The sequence below is a fragment of the uncultured Ligilactobacillus sp. genome (genome assembly GCF_948826705.1).
Taxonomy (GTDB): Bacteria; Bacillota; Bacilli; order Lactobacillales; family Lactobacillaceae; genus Ligilactobacillus.
In genome coordinates this window covers 13777-31474 of the sequence record NZ_CAQLEL010000094.1, presented here as the reverse complement: position 1 = coordinate 31474, position 17698 = coordinate 13777, and the positions used below count along the sequence as shown (strand labels likewise).

Sequence of the window (17698 nt, the reverse complement as noted above, 5' to 3'; positions counted from 1 at the left end):
GATATTAGAACGAGTTAGTTCATTTAGTATAGCTAATTTTTGTTCTGCACTGTATTTTGATTTCCTAGACATATAAAATACCCTCCAAGTATAAGATGAATTTTCTATTTCATCTGTATACTTAGAGGGCATTATAGCCATGAGCTTGCATCGTGATGGGCCTTTTGTTATCTATATAGCACTGACTGCATTTGATCGCACGATTTATGTCAGAGAAGCTTATTTTGACTGTCATATTGGTTGATCAACTGGCGACCAATAGCGATCGCAGCCCAAATAATGAGTTGAATGATCGTCATAAAGGTCACAAAGATCAACATGCGTGGGTTCCACATCGCAATAAGTTGCTTGATGACGGCATCAGGCTCGATAAAAAGATAGGCTGTGTGAAGTCGTAAGAAACGCCCCACATAGATCCCGATCGAAGCGGCTAAAGTCAAGATCAAAGCAAGCGATGTGCGCGGGATCCAGCCCCGTAATTTGAAACGGGCTTGAAGCGTTTGGGCGACATGTTCCAAACTCCACATTCCCATCAGCGCACAACCAAAAGCACTGGCGACTAGATTGGTAAAATTGAGCCACATGTGAAGATCAAAGCTCATTAATCCATTAGTGGGATTATACGGATCCATTCGCGCTAAGTGAAAAAGATCGGTGATCACATAAGGGGCATTGGGATAAAATAAAAGCCACAGTAAAAATAACCCCCAGTAGATCAATTTAGGCTGTGTTTTGTGCATATGCATGGCGATCTCGATCGGAATATAGCCGAGAAATGTATTTAGCAAAAGAAAGCTGTAAAACGACCCTTGCCGATAAACGGTCAAGTAAACATAGAGCATGTATAGCCAAAACGCGATCCTAACGATCCAAGTCAATTTTTTTGTCATAAAAATCACCTGCCATTATTGCCCTCTATTGTAGCAAAAATCAGGGACGATGAGTAATCTTTGACTCGATTTAGCGAAATCTTAATTATTGGGTGAGTAAGTATTCCCTGCCCTAAAGTTTGTGATCCATGCTATAATACAAATTGTTGAAATGTAGCAGAGGGGGGAAATTATGTCTATTGATTGGAGCAATCTATTTTCATGGCAGAATTTAGTTAGTTTACTAGATGTTCTGGTCGTTTGGTATGTGATCTATATGCTGATGATGCTCTTACGTGGAACCAAAGCGGTTCAACTTTTTCGCGGGATCGTAGTTATCATTTTGATCAAGTTAGCGAGTTGGTATATCGGACTTGAGACTGTTTCTTGGATCATGGACCAAGTGATCAATTGGGGGATCATCGCGATCATCGTGATCTTCCAGCCCGAGATCAGGCGAGGTTTAGAGCATATAGGCCGTGGATCATTATTTACCAATTATAATAGGAAAGAAAATGAAGCCGAGATAAAATTGGTCGATGCGCTTGATCAAGCGATCCAATACATGTCAAAACGGCGGATAGGGGCCTTGATCACAATACAAATGAATACAGGGTTAGATGATTATATCGAAACCGGGATCCCACTGGATGCGGATGTCAGTGGGGCATTATTGATCAATATCTTTATCCCTAATACTCCGTTACACGATGGGGCTGTTATCATTAAAGATAATCGGATCGCCGTTGCTGCGGCTTACTTACCTTTATCTGAAAGTAATTTGATCCCAAAGGAATTAGGTACAAGGCACCGAGCAGCTGTTGGTATCAGTGAAGTGACGGATGCTTTGACGATCGTTGTATCCGAAGAAACTGGGGGTGTGACGATCACTAAAAATAATGAATTGATCCGTGATCTAACGCAACAAGATTATCGTAAACTCTTGTATAATGAATTAGTACCAACACAAGAAGAAAAAACAAATGCTGTTGCGCGCTTTTTTACTGAGATCTTTGGTAAGAGGGGGCAAAAACATTGAAATTTGACAAAATTTTAGGTACTAAAAATATGTATCGGTTGCTCTCGCTGTTTTTTGCACTGCTCTTATTTTTCTATGTTAGCTATCAAAGGCTAGGGACAACGCGAGTCTCAGATAAAGAAGTTGCTGATTCGAAATTGACGACGACTAAGACGTTATCGCTTAAAGTTCCGTTGACATTAAACGTTGACAATAGTAAGTATTACGTTACAGGTTATCCTGAACAAGTCAAAGTTGATATTTCAGGACCTAGTGCGCTGGTCACAACATTGGACAATACCCGTAATTTTGAAGTCTACGCCGATCTATCGGATCTAAAATCAGGTACGCACACCGTTAAATTAAAGACAAGTGGTTTCAATAAAGAATTGAGTGTAGCTTTGTCACCTGAAAAGATCAAAGTCAAGATCGCACCTAAAAAGATGGTCAAGATGCCGATCCAGGTCAGATATGATACCGGCTTGATCCAAAATGGTTACGTGGCGGGAAGCCCATCACTAAGCACCCAAACAGTCGATGTGACTGGGGCTAAAGCTGATATCAATAAGCTAGATAGTGTGGTAGCTAATCTCAATTTACCTGAAAATAGTCATGGTGATTATGGCCGGACCGTTTTATTACAGGCGTTAGATAAAGAAGGGCATCCTTTGCCCGTCAGCTTATCGCCAGAAACGGTCAAAGTCAATTTACCGATCAGCCAAGCAACCGCAACTAAAGAAGTTAAATTAGAACTAGTGACCGAGAATAATGGCGTTCCTGGCAAAACGTATCAGCTTTCAACTGAAACTAAGACGATCAAATTGCGGGGCACTAAGAGCGCTTTGAATAAGATAAATAGCTTGCGAGTTCCAGTCTCAGTTACTGGGGTCAATGAATCAACGACTAAAACGGTCAGCTTGAGCCCGACCCAAGCAGGAGTGGCTAGTGTTACGCCAGCTTCGATCGTTGTTCAAATAACAGTTGGTGATGAGCAAGCTGAAGATATGTTTGAAAAGGCACTATCGACGAGTTCGAGTTCAAGTAAAGCGGCGGAAAGCACAAGTTCAAGTCAGCAAAGTTCAATAGATGAGCAAAAAAATGATACGCCTGAAACTTCCAGTGCAACAAGTAGTTCAGAAGTTTCAAGTGATCAAACTACTAATTAAAAATGAGTATATAAAGAAATGAGGATTTAAGATGAAATATTTTGGGACTGATGGTGTCAGAGGAATTGCAAATCAAACATTAACACCAGAATTGGCATTTAAATTAGGACGCTGTGGGGGCTATGTTTTGACGCAACATGCTAAAAATAGCGAACAACCACCACGGGTCTTAGTTGCACGTGATACCCGGATCTCGGGTCAAATGTTAGAACAGGCATTGATCGCTGGTCTTCTTTCAGTCGGGATCGAAGTCTTTTCACTTGGTGTGATCACAACTCCAGGTGTTGCTTACTTAGTTCGGTTACAAGCCGCTGATGCAGGTGTTATGATCTCTGCTTCGCATAATCCAGTGCAAGATAATGGGATCAAGTTTTTCGGGGGCGATGGTTATAAGTTATCTGATGATCAAGAAGAAGAGATCGAAGCGTTACTTGAAAAAGATGAAGATATCTTACCTCGTCCAGCAGCTGAAGGCTTAGGAACTTTGAATAATTATCGTGAAGGTGCATTGAAGTATACGCAATTCTTGGAGCAAACGATCCCTGATGACCTTAGTGGGATGCGGATCGCAGTTGATGGGGCTAATGGTGCAACTAGTGCTTTAGTTTCACGTTTGTTTGCTGACCTTGGAGCCGAATTTGAAACGATGGCTACAAGTCCAGATGGTCTAAATATCAATGCGGGTGTAGGATCTACTCATCCTGAAGCTTTAGCTAAATTTGTTTTGGAAACTAAAGCTCAAGTTGGGGTGGCATTTGATGGTGATGGCGATCGCTGTATTGCAGTCGATGAATTGGGAAATATCATTGATGGTGACAAGATCATGTATATTTGTGGAAAATATATGAGTGAACGTGGTCGCTTGAAGAAAGATACGATCGTAACGACTGTCATGAGTAACATTGGTCTATATAAGGCAATGGAACAACATGAATTGAATTCTGTCAAGACTAAGGTCGGTGACCGTTATGTGGTCGAAGAAATGCGTAAGAGTGGCTACAATGTTGGTGGTGAACAATCAGGCCACGTAGTCTTCTTGGATTTCAATACGACAGGTGATGGGATGTTGACAGCACTTCAATTATTGAATGTGATCAAACAAACTGGTAAGCCACTTTCAGAGTTGGCTGCTGAAGTGACGACTTACCCACAAGAATTGGTCAATGTTTGTGTGACAGACAAGAAGTTAGCCCTTGAAAATCAGGCTATCAAGGATGTTATTGCCCAAGTTGAAGAACAAATGGGAAATGAAGGACGCGTCTTAGTTCGGCCTAGTGGTACAGAAGATCTCTTGCGTGTAATGGCAGAAGCGCCAACTAAAGAATTGGTACACGACTACGTAATGCAGATCGTAGATGTCGTTAAGGCGGAAATGGGTATCGAAGAATAGTGTCAAAAAAGCAGGTGTACACCTGCTTTTTTGATATCTTATCTAAATAAATTGATTATGTAATTTACGATCCTAAATGCCAAGTAGATACAGCTAGTTACGATGAAAAAATAAAGTAGGGCAAATAAGATCGGAACAAACCAAGCATTGGTGTGAAACAATACTAACATAGTTTGAAGTTCAGCTTTAGTGCCTTTTGTTTGATCTAAGAGTAAAAAAACTAGACGAATAAGCGAAATGAAGAATCCTAAGTAAAGGCTTGCTTTAAATTGAGTACGATTGATCATGAATAGTAGCCAGGCTATTTGCGTTAGCTTAAATAGCGAATCCTTTCTTTATCTATTACTAAAACGTTTAGACTAGCGAAGTCTAAAGCATTAGAACTATAGATTTATTATAATATGGATAAGCTGACTTGAGTAGGGATTTTTTGAAGGACAATAAAAATTTAAAAGTTTGAGGGTTAAAGTTTGACACCGCTTTCAAAAAGGTGTATCGTGAGAGTGTAAGGTATGATTAATTACCTTCTAATCAATTCTCTTTCTCTCTTATGCCACCGCTGTAGTCTTACTAGAAGCTACAGCGGTTTTTGTGTATAATGAATGGGACTTTTGATAAAAAGGAGGACGCCATTATATGAAAAGTAATGAAACTTTGAATTTGATCGAAGAGATCACGCGTAAAGATGGCACTAAATATTACGAGATCTCCAATATCCCACAGAACGGTCGGGCTGAGTTAGCTGCTGTACGGGGATTTATTGAGAATGTCAGGATCTTACAACTGAATATCCCGCGTTCAAGTAGTTTGATCAAGTACGAAAAATATATCAACGAAAATTTTGAAATGCCAGCCGAAGATTTTGATCATTTTGAGGAATGGGTCAAAACACCCGAAATGCAAGAAGTCGTAAATACGATCTTGCGGGAAAATCATATTGCATAATTATATATAAAAACCAGAGTCAAGAGATAAGGTCCTCAAAACTCTGGTTTTTATTTTATCTTTAATATTTTATATATTAGCAAAATGTTAACTAAAAACTTAATTAATTCTTAAAATTTAATTATACACCTTGAAGAAGTAAGTATCAAACGAAAACCCTTGTGAAAATACGGATATTTTTAAATGTATCAACAGGATATTATATATTTTTTTGTTAAAAATACAGGGTATATTTCTAATGTTTTTTACATTGATATGTTATTATGTATATAGGATATGTGTTAATTATTTTGATAAGGAGGAAAGAGAAATGACCGCTGGTTTTGATTTGTCTCAGGAAATGGAAACGTTTGCCCGAGGTGAAAATTTTCATGCTCAAGCTTTTTTGGGGGCACATCCAGCTACAAAAGCGGGATATGTTTTTCGCGTGTGGGCCCCAAAAGCTCAACAAATTTGGCTAGTTGGTGAGTTTAATGATTGGGAAGAAGACTTACCAATGAAGTTGGGAGATCATGGGATTTGGAGTGTGGTGGCTCCAAATGCTAAACGTGGCCAAATGTACAAATTTAAAGTCAAACAACATGATGGACGTGTCGTGTACAAGATCGATCCTTTCGCCTTTCGCTTTGAAGAGCGTCCAAATGATGCTTCGATCATCTACGATATTCCAGAATATAAATGGCATGATGGTTTATGGCGCGGACGTCATAAACGTTCGAATTACTTTGAACGTCCAATGAACATTTATGAGATCCATCCGGGTTCATGGAAGTCACATGCCGATGGTACTTTGTATACGATCGGTGATCTGACAAAAGAATTGATCCCATACTTAAAGAAAATGAATTACACCCATGTTGAATTTATGCCTTTGATGGAACATCCTTTAGGTGCTTCTTGGGGATATCAATTGATCGGGTATTTTGCGGTCAGTTCAGCCTATGGGACCCCTGAAGAATTTCAAGCGTTCGTTGATGCGTGTCATAAAGAAAATATTGGGGTGATCGTGGATTGGGTCCCAGGTCATTTTTGTATCAATGATGATACCTTACCATATTACGATGGTACTCCGACTTTTGAATATGAAGATCCTGATCGAGCTAAAAATATCGGTTGGGGTTCGCAAAACTTTGACTTGGGTAAACCTGAAGTTCAATCTTTCTTACTTTCAAGTGCCTTTTTCTGGATCGAAAAATTCCATTTGGATGGTTTACGGGTCGATGCGGTCTCCAATATGATCTATTTGGATTATGATGAAGGTCCTTGGAAACCAAATATTTATGGTGGAACCCGAAACTTAGAGGGCTGGCACTTTTTGCGCAAACTGAACAAAGAAGTCAAGTTTGCTCATCCTAAAGTGATCTTGATCGCTGAAGAAAGTTCAGCTGGGACAAAAGTGACGGGCATGTTAGAAGAAGATTCATTAGGCTTTGACTACAAGTGGAATATGGGCTGGATGAATGACGTCTTGAACTTTTATCAAATGGATCCACTCTTTAGAGGAGATCACTTAGACATGTTGACCTTTTCTTGGATGTATCGCTTATCGGAGAATTATATTTTGCCATTATCCCATGATGAAGTCGTTCATGGTAAGAAGAGCCTATTGCACAAAATGTGGGGCGCAGATCGCTACAAGCAATTTGCCCAACTTAGAAATTTACTCACTTATCAAATAACACACCCCGGGAAAAAATTACTCTTTATGGGGGGCGAATTTGGTCAATTCATCGAATGGCGCTACTACGAAGGTTTGACTTGGGACAGTTTAAATGACGAACTGAATAAGAAAATGCAGTATTTTACAGCTAAACTCAATGAATTTTATCGTGAACACCGCGCGCTATGGGAATTAGAGGATAAAGAAGAGAGTTTAGAAGTGATCGATGCTAATAACAAAACGGCGACCATCTTGAGTTTTATCCGTCATGGTAAGCGGAAGAAAGATTTCTTAGTGGTGGTCATGAATCTCACTACGATCGAGCAGCAAAACTTCGAGATCGGCGTACCTTATCCAGGAAGTTATCGCGAAGTTTGGAATACTGAAATGGAAGAATTTGGTGGGACTTGGACCAAGCATAATCCATTGGCTAAAACTAAAGAAAAAGTCTTTAAGAACTATGATCAAGTGATCAGCTTGACCGTTCCAGCTCTAGGTGTCGTGATCTTAAAACCAGAAGATGTGAATTTACGTTACGTCAACAAGAAATATCTCGAACCTAAAAAAACAAAGAAAGTTAAAGCAAAAGCAGTCACTAAAAAGCAAAAACAACAAGCTAAGGGAGGTAAAGGGCGTCAGGAGAAGCGTCCGAAAAAATAATGAAAAACGAAATGTTAGCAATGATCTTAGCTGGTGGTAAGGGTACCAGACTAGGGAAATTAACGCAAAATATCGCTAAACCCGCTGTACCGTTTGGGGGACGGTACCGTATCATCGATTTTACTTTAAGTAACTGTGTCAATTCAGGGATCAAAAATATTGGGGTCGTAACACAGTATCAACCGCTTATTTTAAATAATCATATCGGTAATGGTGCCAGTTGGGGCTTGGATCGTTTGGATTCTGGGGTCACGATCTTGCAACCTTATTCAAATAATGAGGGTTCTAAGTGGTTTGAAGGTACCTCACATGCTATCTACCAAAATATCGACTATATTGATTCAATGGATCCAGAGTATCTTTTAGTTCTCTCAGGTGATCACATCTACAAGATGGATTATGAGGATATGCTAGCTAAACACACTAAGAGCAATGCTGCTCTTAGTGTGGCCGTGATCGACGTTCCTTGGGATGAGGCTAGTCGTTTTGGGATCATGAATACCGACGAAAATGATCGGATCATTGAATTTGAAGAAAAGCCAGAAAAGCCAAAGAGTAATCACGCTTCAATGGGGATCTATATCTTTACTTGGACTCGTTTGCGCGATGTTTTATTGAATAGTTTCAAAAAAGACGTTGATATGTATGATTTTGGTAAAAATGTTATTCCATTTTACATTAAGAGTGGGGATAATGTGCAGGCTTATCACTTCTCTGGTTACTGGAAAGATGTTGGGACGATCGATTCTTTATGGACAACGAATATGGAATTTATCGATAATGAAGGCGATCTGAATGTGCGCGATAAAACGTGGCCGATCTATTCGAAAAATCCGATCGCACCACCACAATTTATTACTAACACTGCACGCGTAAAAAATTCAATGATCGTGGATGGTTGCTTTATCTCAGGTAGGATCGAACACAGTATTTTAGCAGCAAATGTACAAGTCAAAGAAGGCTCAGTCGTGAAGGATAGTGTTGTGATGACGGGCGCTTCGATCGGTAAAAACGTAATTATCAACCGGGCGATCATCGGTGAAAATGCAATTATTGGTGATGGTGCTGTGATCGATGGAACAGATGAGATCGCAGTAGTAGGCAATTCAGAAGTATTAGGGGTGACAATTAATGAAGGCTAATAAGATGTGTGCGATTTTAGGTAATGAGCATGAATATAACGGGTTATTGCCATTAACGGCAAATCGCCCACTCTCTACACTTTATTTTGATTGTAAATATCGGATCATGGACTTTGCATTATCAAGTGCTGTCAATGCCAATATCAGAACAGTTTATATGATCTTAAATGAAGGGCGTTTTAAGTCAGTTTTTGATCATTTAGGTGGCGGTCGTGAATGGGGCTTGGATAGCATCGGGAGTTACCAATATCTTGGTTTTTATCAAGATATCTTACGTAAAAAAGCTGAAGGCAAGCCATATTTTAGCGATATGATCGGCTTTTTGAAGAAATCAAAGTCAGAATATACGGTTTTCTTTGGCAATAAGATGTTATGTAATGTTGACTTACGTTCGATCTTGGATGTTCATCAAGCCAGTGATAGCAAGATAACAGTCGTCTTTAAACGGGTACCTAAAGAAAAAATAGCACCTGATGATTGCATTTTGACGCTCGAAGACGATAATAGAGTTAAGCAAACGGATATTTTCAGCGAACTTGATGAAACTGCTGACCTTTACAACTTATCGATGAGCATCTTTTTAGTCAAAACTGATTGGTTGATCGATCTTTTACACAAAGGACAAAATGCAGGTGTGCCAGCAAGTGTGCAAGAATTATTGAACCGTGAAATGACACGGACCAACACACGTGCTTACGAATATACGGGTTACTTGAGCAACATTTATGACATCAAGAGCTACTATGACGCCAATATGGATATGCTTGACCCAGAGCATTTCAACACTTTGTTGTTCTCCAGTCAACGTGTGATCACTCGGACTAAAAACGAAGTAGCGACCCACTTTTATGATTCTTCTGATGTCAACTCTAGTCAGTTTGCGACTGGCTGTGTCATCAAAGGTAAAGTTGATCGCAGTTTGATCTCGCGGCGGACTACGATCGAAGAGGGTGCTCGTGTCAAAGATTCTGTGATCATGAGTAATGCTCAGATCAGACGCGGGGCTAAGTTGCAATATGCGATCTTAGATAAAAACGTTGAAGTAGAAGCTGGCGTCACCATTCAAGGGACACCTGAAAATCCAGTTGTGATCACAAAGGATAGTCATATTGTGGCAGATATCTATGGGGGCGAAAACTAGTGAAGATCTTATTTACCGCAGCGGAATGCGCACCATTTTTTAAAACGGGAGGCCTCGGTGATGTTGCTGGGGCGTTACCCAAGAGCATGGCTAAAAAGGGAAATGAAGTTAAAGTCGTTTTACCTTTTTACACAAAAATGCCAGAAAAATATCAGTCACAGTTGACTGATCTCTTTAATTTTTATGTTGCTGTTGGTTGGCGCAATGAGTATTGTGGTGTCAAAGTTTTAGAATTAGACGGTGTTGAATATTATTTCTTAGATAACAAGTATTATTTTGATCGTCCTGATCTTTACGGCTATTATGATGATGGCGAACGCTTTGCCTTTTTCCAACAAGCCGTGATCGAATTGATGGAGCGGATCAATTATATTCCTGACATCTTACATGTCAATGACTATCATACTGCCTTTATTCCTTTCTTGTTACGGGAAAAATACGGTTGGATCGAAGCTTTCAGCCACATTGCAACTGTGCTTACGATCCATAACCTTGAATTTCAAGGGCAGTACGGGCGTGAAGTCTTGCCTGAACTCTTTGGCATGTCGACTAAACGCTATGATGATGGAACGATCCAAATGGGTACAGCTGTGAACTTTATGAAAGCCGGTATTTTTTACGCCGATCGGGTCAATACAGTCAGTCCTACTTATGCTGCTGAGATCCAGACGCCTGAATTTGGATGTGGCTTAGATGAAGTTTTACGGATGGTCGATTACAAGCTTTCAGGTATCTTGAACGGGATCGATTATGATACATTTGATCCTAAGACTGATAAAGCATTACCGTATAAATTCGATCATAAGAATTTAAAGGGCAAAGCTAAAAATAAGGTAGCTTTGCAAAAGAAATTTGGTTTGCCAGTCAGAAAAGATGTTCCGTTGATCGGGGTCGTCAGTCGTTTGACCTATCAAAAGGGCTTTCAGTTAGTGGTCCAAGAGATGGCAAATTTGATGCAATTTGACGTCCAATTTGTCTTATTGGGCACCGGATATGAGAATTTTGAGCATGACTTTACTTATTTTGCGGGACGTTATCCAGATAAATGTAGCGTCAGCATCGACTTTGATGTTAATTTAGCTCAGCAGATCTATGCTGGCTGTGACATGTTCTTGATGCCATCTGCTTTTGAACCTTGTGGATTATCACAATTGATCTCTATGCGCTACGGTACTTTGCCGATCGTTCACCAGATCGGTGGGTTACGTGATAGTGTGTGGGCTTACAATCCAATTGAACAGATCGGGACCGGCTTTGGTTTTGAGGAATTCTCTTCATTTTGGATGATGGAAGAGATCAAGTTGGCGCTTAGCGTTTACAATGATCAACAAAAGGTTTGGCAAAAGATGATGCGTATTGCAATGGAATCAGATTTTAGTTGGGATAGTGCAAGTCAAAATTATTTAGATTTGTATACACAGATTTTAAGATAGTCATAAGGAGTTTGTCAGCTATCGGTTTATAAGGGAGGATACTTAATGAAAATCACACAGGAGCGTTTTGTACGCGAGTTTAAGAAGCGGTTGGCAGAGAAGTTTGCTTTGGATGTCAAAGATGCTGCTCCGATCGAGTTGTATCAGACTTTAGTCTCAGTGGTCAAATCCGGTTACTCCGAAATTTGGCGCAATACATGGAAGAGTTATGTCAAAAATGACCAAAAGCAAGTTTATTATTTTTCGATCGAATTTTTACCAGGTCGGTTATTAAAGAACAATCTTTTGAACATGGGTTGGTATGATGTGGTCGATAAGGGCTTAAAGCAAATGGGACTCAGCTTGGATAAGATCTCGGAGTCTGAAGTTGATATGGCACTTGGAAATGGGGGCTTAGGCCGTTTAGCTTCTTGCTTTATGGACGCTTTAGCTTCAGATGGGTTACCGGGTAATGGGAATGGTATCCGCTACAAATATGGTTTGTTCAAGCAAAAATTTGTTGATGGTTACCAGATCGAGTTACCAAATGAATGGCTGACTGACGGTAATAATTGGGCTGTCGCACGTGAAAGTAAGGCAGTCGATGTTTTGATGGGTGGTCAAGTTCACTTGATCGATAATGGTAAATATTTAGAAGCGATCTATGAAGGGGCTGATGTGATCAAGGCTGTGCCTTATGACACGGGGATCGTTGGTTATCGCAACGATCACGTTAATACGATGCGGCTTTGGGATGCTCAGATCCCAGCTTCTGAAGAAGTTAAATATCCAACGATCGAGGACCGTCGTCGGGTCGAAGATCTGACCTCAGTGCTTTATCCTGATGATTCGAACTATGAAGGACGTATTTTACGCTTAAAGCAAGAATATTTCTTTACATCAGCTGGGATCCAAAGTATCATCCGGCACTATAAGAAATATGATCGTCCGTTAAATGAGATCAGTGAACATATTGCGATCCATATCAATGATACACACCCAGCTATGTGTGTGGCTGAATTTATGCGGATCTTGCTCGATAAAGAGCATATGGATTGGGATGAAGCTTGGCAACAAACAGTCAAGACGATGAGTTATACTAATCACACGATCATGGCTGAAGCTTTGGAAAAATGGCCTGTTGAAATGTTAGCAACAGTACAACCACGTATCTTGCAGATCATTCAAGAGATCGATCGTCGCTATGCTTTAGAACTTGAAGGTAAAAAAGATCATGACTTCATCGAACGGACACGGATCATCAAAGACGGCATGGTCAAGATGGCTCATTTAGCAATTATTGGTTCACATAGCACTAATGGTGTAGCTAAGTTGCATACAGAGCTGTTGGAGAATGATGTTTTACGTGATTTCTACGAATTGTACCCTGAACGTTTCAATAATAAGACAAATGGGATCACAGTTCGGCGTTGGCTCCAAGTAGCAAACCCTGAACTATCTAAGACGATCGATCGAGCTATCGGAACGGCTTGGCGGTTTGATGCTAAGAAATTACATGAGCTAAAAAATCATGTTGGCGATAAGAAGTTACTAGAAAAGATCGGTAAAGCTAAACTGGATAATAAGAAAAAGCTAGCAACCTTTATCAAGGAAGATACAGGGATCGAAGTTTCCCCACATGCGATCTTTGATGTTCAGATCAAGCGACTTCATGCCTACAAACGGCAATTACTCAACTTGTTACACATCGTTAAATTGTATCTAGATCTTAAAGATGATCCAAATCGCGATGTTGAACCACGGGTATTTATTTTTGGAGCTAAAGCTGCACCAAGTTACCACTACGCTAAAGCGATCATCAAGTGTATCAATGAAGTTGCCAATATGATCAATAATGATAAGACGATCAATGACAAGTTAAAGGTCGTCTTCTTGGAAAACTACGGTGTTTCATTGGCAGAAAAGATCATTCCAGCTGCTGATGTTGGCGAGCAGATCTCAACTGCAACTAAGGAAGCCTCAGGGACCTCTAATATGAAATTGATGTTGAATGGTGCTTTGACAGTAGCGACCTTAGATGGAGCTAACATTGAGATCAAAGACTATGTTGGTGAAGATAACATCTTTATCTTTGGTTTGACAAAAGATGAAGTTTTAGAATATGAGAAGAATCATCACTACCATGCTACCGAATACTACAATAGTGATCCGGTCATCAAACGTGTCTTGGATGCTTTCGTTGATGGGACGATCCCAAATATTGAAGTTGAAGGACATGAGATCTATGATTCCTTATTGCGGGTCAATGATGAATACTTTGTTTTACGTGATTTTGCTTCCTATGTCCAAGCTCAAGAAGCTGTCAGTGAAGCTTACAAAGATAAGCAAAACTGGAACAAGATGTGTTTGGTAAATATTGCCAATGCAGGCTATTTCTCAGCTGATGATACAGTTGAAAAATATGCTAAAGAGATTTGGGATATCAAACCAAACTCAAATGAAATGAAGGGAAAAGCAAAAGATGTATATCCACTTTGATTCGTGGCAAGAAAAGTATAAAAAACCGTTTGGAGCTATCAAAGTCGATCGACCAGTAGAATTCATGCTTGAGGCTTATGACGTTGATGTTACCAGTGTTGAACTTTACGTCTACGCCGATGGAAAGTTGATCCCGGAGATCGTCGGAATGGAAAATAAGAGTTCAGGGCGTTATTATGCAACTTACATCCCGCAAAAAAGCGGATTGTATTTCTATTATTTCAAACTGGTGATCCGGCAAAATGAACATGAACTTGTGCGCTATTACTGTGCTAATGGCGGTGGACAGGGACAGTTGACTGAAAGTAGCGAAATATTGGAAAATAATTCTTACCAACTGACTTGCTATGACAAAACGGTCAATGCACCTGAATGGTATCAAAATGGGATCTGTTATCAGATCTTTCCGGACCGTTTTTATAACGGAAATCTAGATGGTTATATCGAAGGTAAAAAGCGGGATACCTTTATCTATGCAACGATCCAAGATGATCCGATGTACATTAGAAATCACGACGGCAGTATTGCCCGCTGGGATTTCTATGGTGGAAATCTCAAAGGGATCATCAAAAAGATCCCGTATCTAAAAAAATTAGGTATCTCGATCATTTATTTAAATCCGATCTTTGAAGCTACAAGTAATCACCGCTATGATACTAGTGATTATTTCAAGATAGATCCGATGTTGGGCAATGAAAAAGTATTTAAAGAATTATTGACTAAGTTGCATAAAGCTGGGATCCATTTGATCTTAGATGGAGTCTTCTCACATGTGGGGCGTAACAGTAAGTATTTTAACTTTAACGGCAACTACGGTGAACACGTTGGAGCTGCGCAAGATAAGAATAGTGAGTATTATCCGTGGTTTAGTTTTGAACGCTATCCTGACAAGTACCGTTGTTGGTGGGGCAATGTAGATCTCCCAGTTGTAGATAAGAACAATCCCCAATTTCAACAGTTCATCTACGGTGAAAAAAACAGTGTTTTAGCTAAATGGAATCAATTAGGCGTCGATGGTTGGCGATTAGATGTCGCCGATGAGTTACCTGATCCATTTATTGCTAAGATCCGTAAGAATTTAGACGGTTATCGTGATCGCTTGTTGTTAGGTGAAGTTTGGGAAGATGCTTCTAATAAAGTTGCTTATAGTCAACGTCGCCACTATGTCAAGGGAGACGAGTTAGATGGTGTCATGAACTATCCTTTGCGCGAAGCGATCTTAGATCTGTTGGAGCAAAAACGTTCTGCTGAGACGATCGCTAAAGAGATGATGAAATTACGGGAAAATTATCCACTGGACTTTTATCTAAATTCGCTCAATAATATCGGGACTCATGATACAAAGCGGGTCTTGACCGCTTTGGGTGGCGATATGACCAAAGTAAAACGCGCTTTTGAACTACTTTTCATGTTCCCAGGGGTACCATGTATCTATTATGGTGATGAGGCTGGTTTGCCTGGTGGAACTGATCCAGATAATAGACGCTTTTATCCTTGGGGACGTGAAGATCACGATCTTTTGGAACATGTGCGCTCATTGACGGCTAAACGTCAAGCTGAACCTGTTTTGACCAAAGGAGAATTGACTTTGTTAGCTGGTGAAGGTTTCTTTGGAGTCGGGCGTTATCAAGCTGGGCGCGAGGTAGTCTATCTGTTGAATGCCAGTGAAAAACCAAATGAATTTTATGCTGATAAATTACAACAATTTCATGATGAATGGAATCTGCGGGCAATGATGACTAAGGCTAATGGTAAAGAATTTGGACCGTTTGAGAGTATCATGTTAACATCTGATAATTGTTAGGCAAAATAGTGTTTAGAGGAGTGCTCTTCTAGACACTATTTTTTTGTGATCGAGGTGTTTTTTATAGTGCGATCTATGTGTTGAATACTATTATTTTTTTACATAATCTTTACATAACGACCTACATGTTTTTACAAAAAAGGCATAGAATTAAAGGTGTAATTAACTCTAATATTTTAGGAGAAATTAGGATGAAAAAAGCAATTGTTAGTTTTGTGATGCTCTTTATGGCAGTTCTTTTTCTTGCGGGCTGTGCAGGACAAAAGAGTGATAAACAAAATATTACGATCGTTGGTTCAACAGCCTTGCAGCCAATGGTAGAAATGGCAGCTGAAGAATATCAACGTGATCACAGTGATGTAAGTATCACAGTCCAAGGTGGCGGTTCAGGTACAGGTTTGAGTCAAGTTCAAGCCGGGGCAGTCACGATCGGTAATTCAGATGTATTTGCTCGGGAATTACCCGGGATCAAACCTAAAGAACTAGTCGATCATACTGTAGCAGTTTTAGGGCTAGCGCCAGTTGTCAATAAAGATAGCGGCGTAAAACAAGTAACAATGTCGCAATTACGTGGCATCTTTACCGGTAAATATACGAACTGGAAACAATTAGGGGGGAAAGATCAAAAAATCATGGTCATCAATCGTGCCCAAGGTAGTGGGACACGTGTTGCTTTTGAGAATAACGTGATGCAGGGACACAAAATGTTGAAATCTCAAGAACAAGAATCAAATGGAACTGTGCAACGGATGGTCGCAAGTACTCCTGGAGCGATCAGTTATTTATCATTTTCATATATCAATAAGGATATGACGGCGCTAAAAGTGGACGGGGTCAAACCAACTGCTAAAAATGTCAAAGATAATTCTTGGAAGATCTGGGCGTACGAACATATGTATACTAAGGGCAAACCGGATAAAATGACAAAACAGTTTTTAGATTATATGTACTCAGATGTCGTGCAAAAGAATTTGGTGACAGCATTAGGTTACATTCCGATCAATGAGATGAAAGTACAAAAAGATGCTAATAACCAAGTAACACCAATTATCACAGATGAGGTGAAACAAGATGGATCCAATTAGAGAAAAAATTTTAAAGCCGTCCAAGGAGACGCGTCAAGATTTCGTTGGTAAAACACTGAGTTATGCCAGTATTTTCTTGATCGTCGGAGTTGTGTTAGCGATCTTTTTATTTGTTGCTTCGAAGGGGATCGCGACTTTTACGCAAAATAAAGCTAGCTTAGTGGAATTTTTAACGGGAAGTGAATGGAATCCTGGAGCTAATGGATCAAATGGCCGGCCACTAGTTGGGGCTTTGCCAATGATCTTAGGGTCTTTTGGGGTGACCTTATTGGCTGCGCTGTTTGCGACCCCATTTGCGATCGGGACAGCTCTTTACATGACAGAACTTTCGTCTAAACGAAGTCAAAAGTTCATGCAAAGTGTCATCGAATTATTAGTTGGGATCCCGTCGGTTGTTTACGGTTTTATCGGATTGACGGTCGTTGTTCCTTTTGTGCGTGATCATTTTGGTGGTTCAGGTTACGGTATCTTATCTGGTTCGTTTGTGCTCTTTGTGATGGTCTTGCCAACGATCACTTCGATGACAGTCGACAGTTTGCGTGCTGTACCTAAGTATTACAAATCAGCTTCTTTAGCTTTAGGGGCAACTGAATGGCAAACGATCTATCGCGTTTTATTACGTGCGGCTTTGCCTGGGATCATGACTGCGATCGTCTTTGGGATGGCACGAGCTTTTGGTGAGGCTTTAGCCGTCCAAATGGTTATCGGTAATGCGACCTTGTTACCAGAAAGTTTATTGGCTCCTGCTTCGACCTTGACCAGTGTCTTGACGATGGGGATCGGTAATACGGTCATGGGAACTGTCTCCAATAATGCTTTATGGTCATTAGCATTAGTCCTCTTGTTGATGTCACTTATCTTCAACATTGCAGTGCGCTTTATCAGTCGGAAAGGAAAGATGTAATCT

At 40.2% G+C, this 17698-nt stretch carries 13 protein-coding genes; 12 read left to right on the top strand and 1 reads right to left on the bottom strand.

What is annotated here, in order from left to right; genetic code table 11:
- Positions 1 to 209 precede the first annotated feature (209 nt).
- A complete protein-coding gene (locus Q9Q35_RS06440; protein WP_304652646.1) occupies positions 210 to 890 on the bottom strand; it encodes a DUF1361 domain-containing protein in 681 nt (226 codons plus the stop codon).
- Between the two features lie 172 nt (positions 891 to 1062).
- Here Q9Q35_RS06440 and cdaA point away from each other — a divergent pair, with 172 nt between their 5' ends.
- From cdaA to pstC, 12 genes are all read left to right on the top strand, one after another.
- Complete coding sequence (gene cdaA / locus Q9Q35_RS06435) at positions 1063 to 1908, top strand: diadenylate cyclase CdaA (protein ID WP_304652645.1); 846 nt, start codon at positions 1063 to 1065, stop codon at positions 1906 to 1908.
- On the top strand, positions 1905 to 3053 hold the full coding sequence (locus Q9Q35_RS06430; RefSeq protein ID WP_304652644.1) for a YbbR-like domain-containing protein: 1149 nt from the start codon (positions 1905 to 1907) through the stop codon (positions 3051 to 3053). Before cdaA ends, Q9Q35_RS06430 begins: the two co-directional genes overlap by 4 nt.
- A gap of 31 nt (positions 3054 to 3084) precedes the next feature.
- The gene (glmM, locus tag Q9Q35_RS06425) at positions 3085 to 4443 is read left to right on the top strand and encodes a phosphoglucosamine mutase (RefSeq protein ID WP_304652643.1); all 1359 of its coding nucleotides are present in this window, start codon (positions 3085 to 3087) and stop codon (positions 4441 to 4443) included.
- Between the two features lie 636 nt (positions 4444 to 5079).
- On the top strand, positions 5080 to 5388 hold the full coding sequence (locus Q9Q35_RS06420) for a hypothetical protein (protein ID WP_304652642.1): 309 nt from the start codon (positions 5080 to 5082) through the stop codon (positions 5386 to 5388).
- Positions 5389 to 5698: 310 nt separating this feature from the next.
- Complete coding sequence (gene glgB / locus Q9Q35_RS06415) at positions 5699 to 7708, top strand: 1,4-alpha-glucan branching protein GlgB (protein ID WP_304652641.1); 2010 nt, start codon at positions 5699 to 5701, stop codon at positions 7706 to 7708.
- Positions 7708 to 8850 carry a glucose-1-phosphate adenylyltransferase gene (locus Q9Q35_RS06410; protein WP_304652640.1) on the top strand — a complete coding sequence of 381 codons (1143 nt, stop codon included), beginning with the start codon at positions 7708 to 7710 and terminating at the stop codon, positions 8848 to 8850. Before glgB ends, Q9Q35_RS06410 begins: the two co-directional genes overlap by 1 nt.
- Positions 8840 to 9991: a glucose-1-phosphate adenylyltransferase subunit GlgD gene (glgD, locus tag Q9Q35_RS06405; protein WP_304652639.1), complete on the top strand. Its 1152-nt coding sequence runs from the start codon at positions 8840 to 8842 to the stop codon at positions 9989 to 9991. The genes Q9Q35_RS06410 and glgD overlap by 11 nt, the downstream gene beginning before the upstream one ends.
- Positions 9991 to 11424, top strand: coding sequence for a glycogen synthase GlgA (glgA, locus tag Q9Q35_RS06400; protein ID WP_304652638.1), 1434 nt, complete (start codon positions 9991 to 9993; stop codon positions 11422 to 11424). Before glgD ends, glgA begins: the two co-directional genes overlap by 1 nt.
- Positions 11425 to 11469: 45 nt before the next feature.
- On the top strand, positions 11470 to 13902 hold the full coding sequence (locus Q9Q35_RS06395; RefSeq protein ID WP_304652637.1) for a glycogen/starch/alpha-glucan phosphorylase: 2433 nt from the start codon (positions 11470 to 11472) through the stop codon (positions 13900 to 13902).
- A complete protein-coding gene (locus Q9Q35_RS06390; protein WP_304652636.1) occupies positions 13886 to 15706 on the top strand; it encodes a glycoside hydrolase family 13 protein in 1821 nt (606 codons plus the stop codon). Before Q9Q35_RS06395 ends, Q9Q35_RS06390 begins: the two co-directional genes overlap by 17 nt.
- A gap of 191 nt (positions 15707 to 15897) precedes the next feature.
- Positions 15898 to 16791, top strand: coding sequence for a phosphate ABC transporter substrate-binding protein (locus Q9Q35_RS06385; RefSeq protein ID WP_304652635.1), 894 nt, complete (start codon positions 15898 to 15900; stop codon positions 16789 to 16791).
- Positions 16778 to 17695 (top strand): phosphate ABC transporter permease subunit PstC, encoded by a 918-nt coding sequence (gene pstC / locus Q9Q35_RS06380; protein ID WP_304652634.1) that lies wholly within the window; start codon positions 16778 to 16780, stop codon positions 17693 to 17695. The genes Q9Q35_RS06385 and pstC overlap by 14 nt, the downstream gene beginning before the upstream one ends.
- The last annotated feature ends 3 nt before the right edge of the window (positions 17696 to 17698 follow it).

Bases quoted from the DNA above. Each gene is read 5' to 3' on its own strand.
- Q9Q35_RS06420 (WP_304652642.1), top strand. From the start codon at position 5,080: ATGAAAAGTAATGAAACTTTGAATTTGATCGAAGAGATCACGCGTAAA.
- cdaA (WP_304652645.1), top strand. From the start codon at position 1,063: ATGTCTATTGATTGGAGCAATCTATTTTCATGGCAGAATTTAGTTAGT.
- glgD (WP_304652639.1), top strand. From the start codon at position 8,840: ATGAAGGCTAATAAGATGTGTGCGATTTTAGGTAATGAGCATGAATAT.
- glmM (WP_304652643.1), top strand. From the start codon at position 3,085: ATGAAATATTTTGGGACTGATGGTGTCAGAGGAATTGCAAATCAAACA.
- Q9Q35_RS06390 (WP_304652636.1), top strand. From the start codon at position 13,886: ATGTATATCCACTTTGATTCGTGGCAAGAAAAGTATAAAAAACCGTTT.
- Q9Q35_RS06410 (WP_304652640.1), top strand. From the start codon at position 7,708: ATGAAAAACGAAATGTTAGCAATGATCTTAGCTGGTGGTAAGGGTACC.
- Q9Q35_RS06385 (WP_304652635.1), top strand. From the start codon at position 15,898: ATGAAAAAAGCAATTGTTAGTTTTGTGATGCTCTTTATGGCAGTTCTT.
- Q9Q35_RS06440 (WP_304652646.1), bottom strand. From the start codon at position 890: ATGACAAAAAAATTGACTTGGATCGTTAGGATCGCGTTTTGGCTATAC.
- pstC (WP_304652634.1), top strand. From the start codon at position 16,778: ATGGATCCAATTAGAGAAAAAATTTTAAAGCCGTCCAAGGAGACGCGT.
- Q9Q35_RS06395 (WP_304652637.1), top strand. From the start codon at position 11,470: ATGAAAATCACACAGGAGCGTTTTGTACGCGAGTTTAAGAAGCGGTTG.
- glgB (WP_304652641.1), top strand. From the start codon at position 5,699: ATGACCGCTGGTTTTGATTTGTCTCAGGAAATGGAAACGTTTGCCCGA.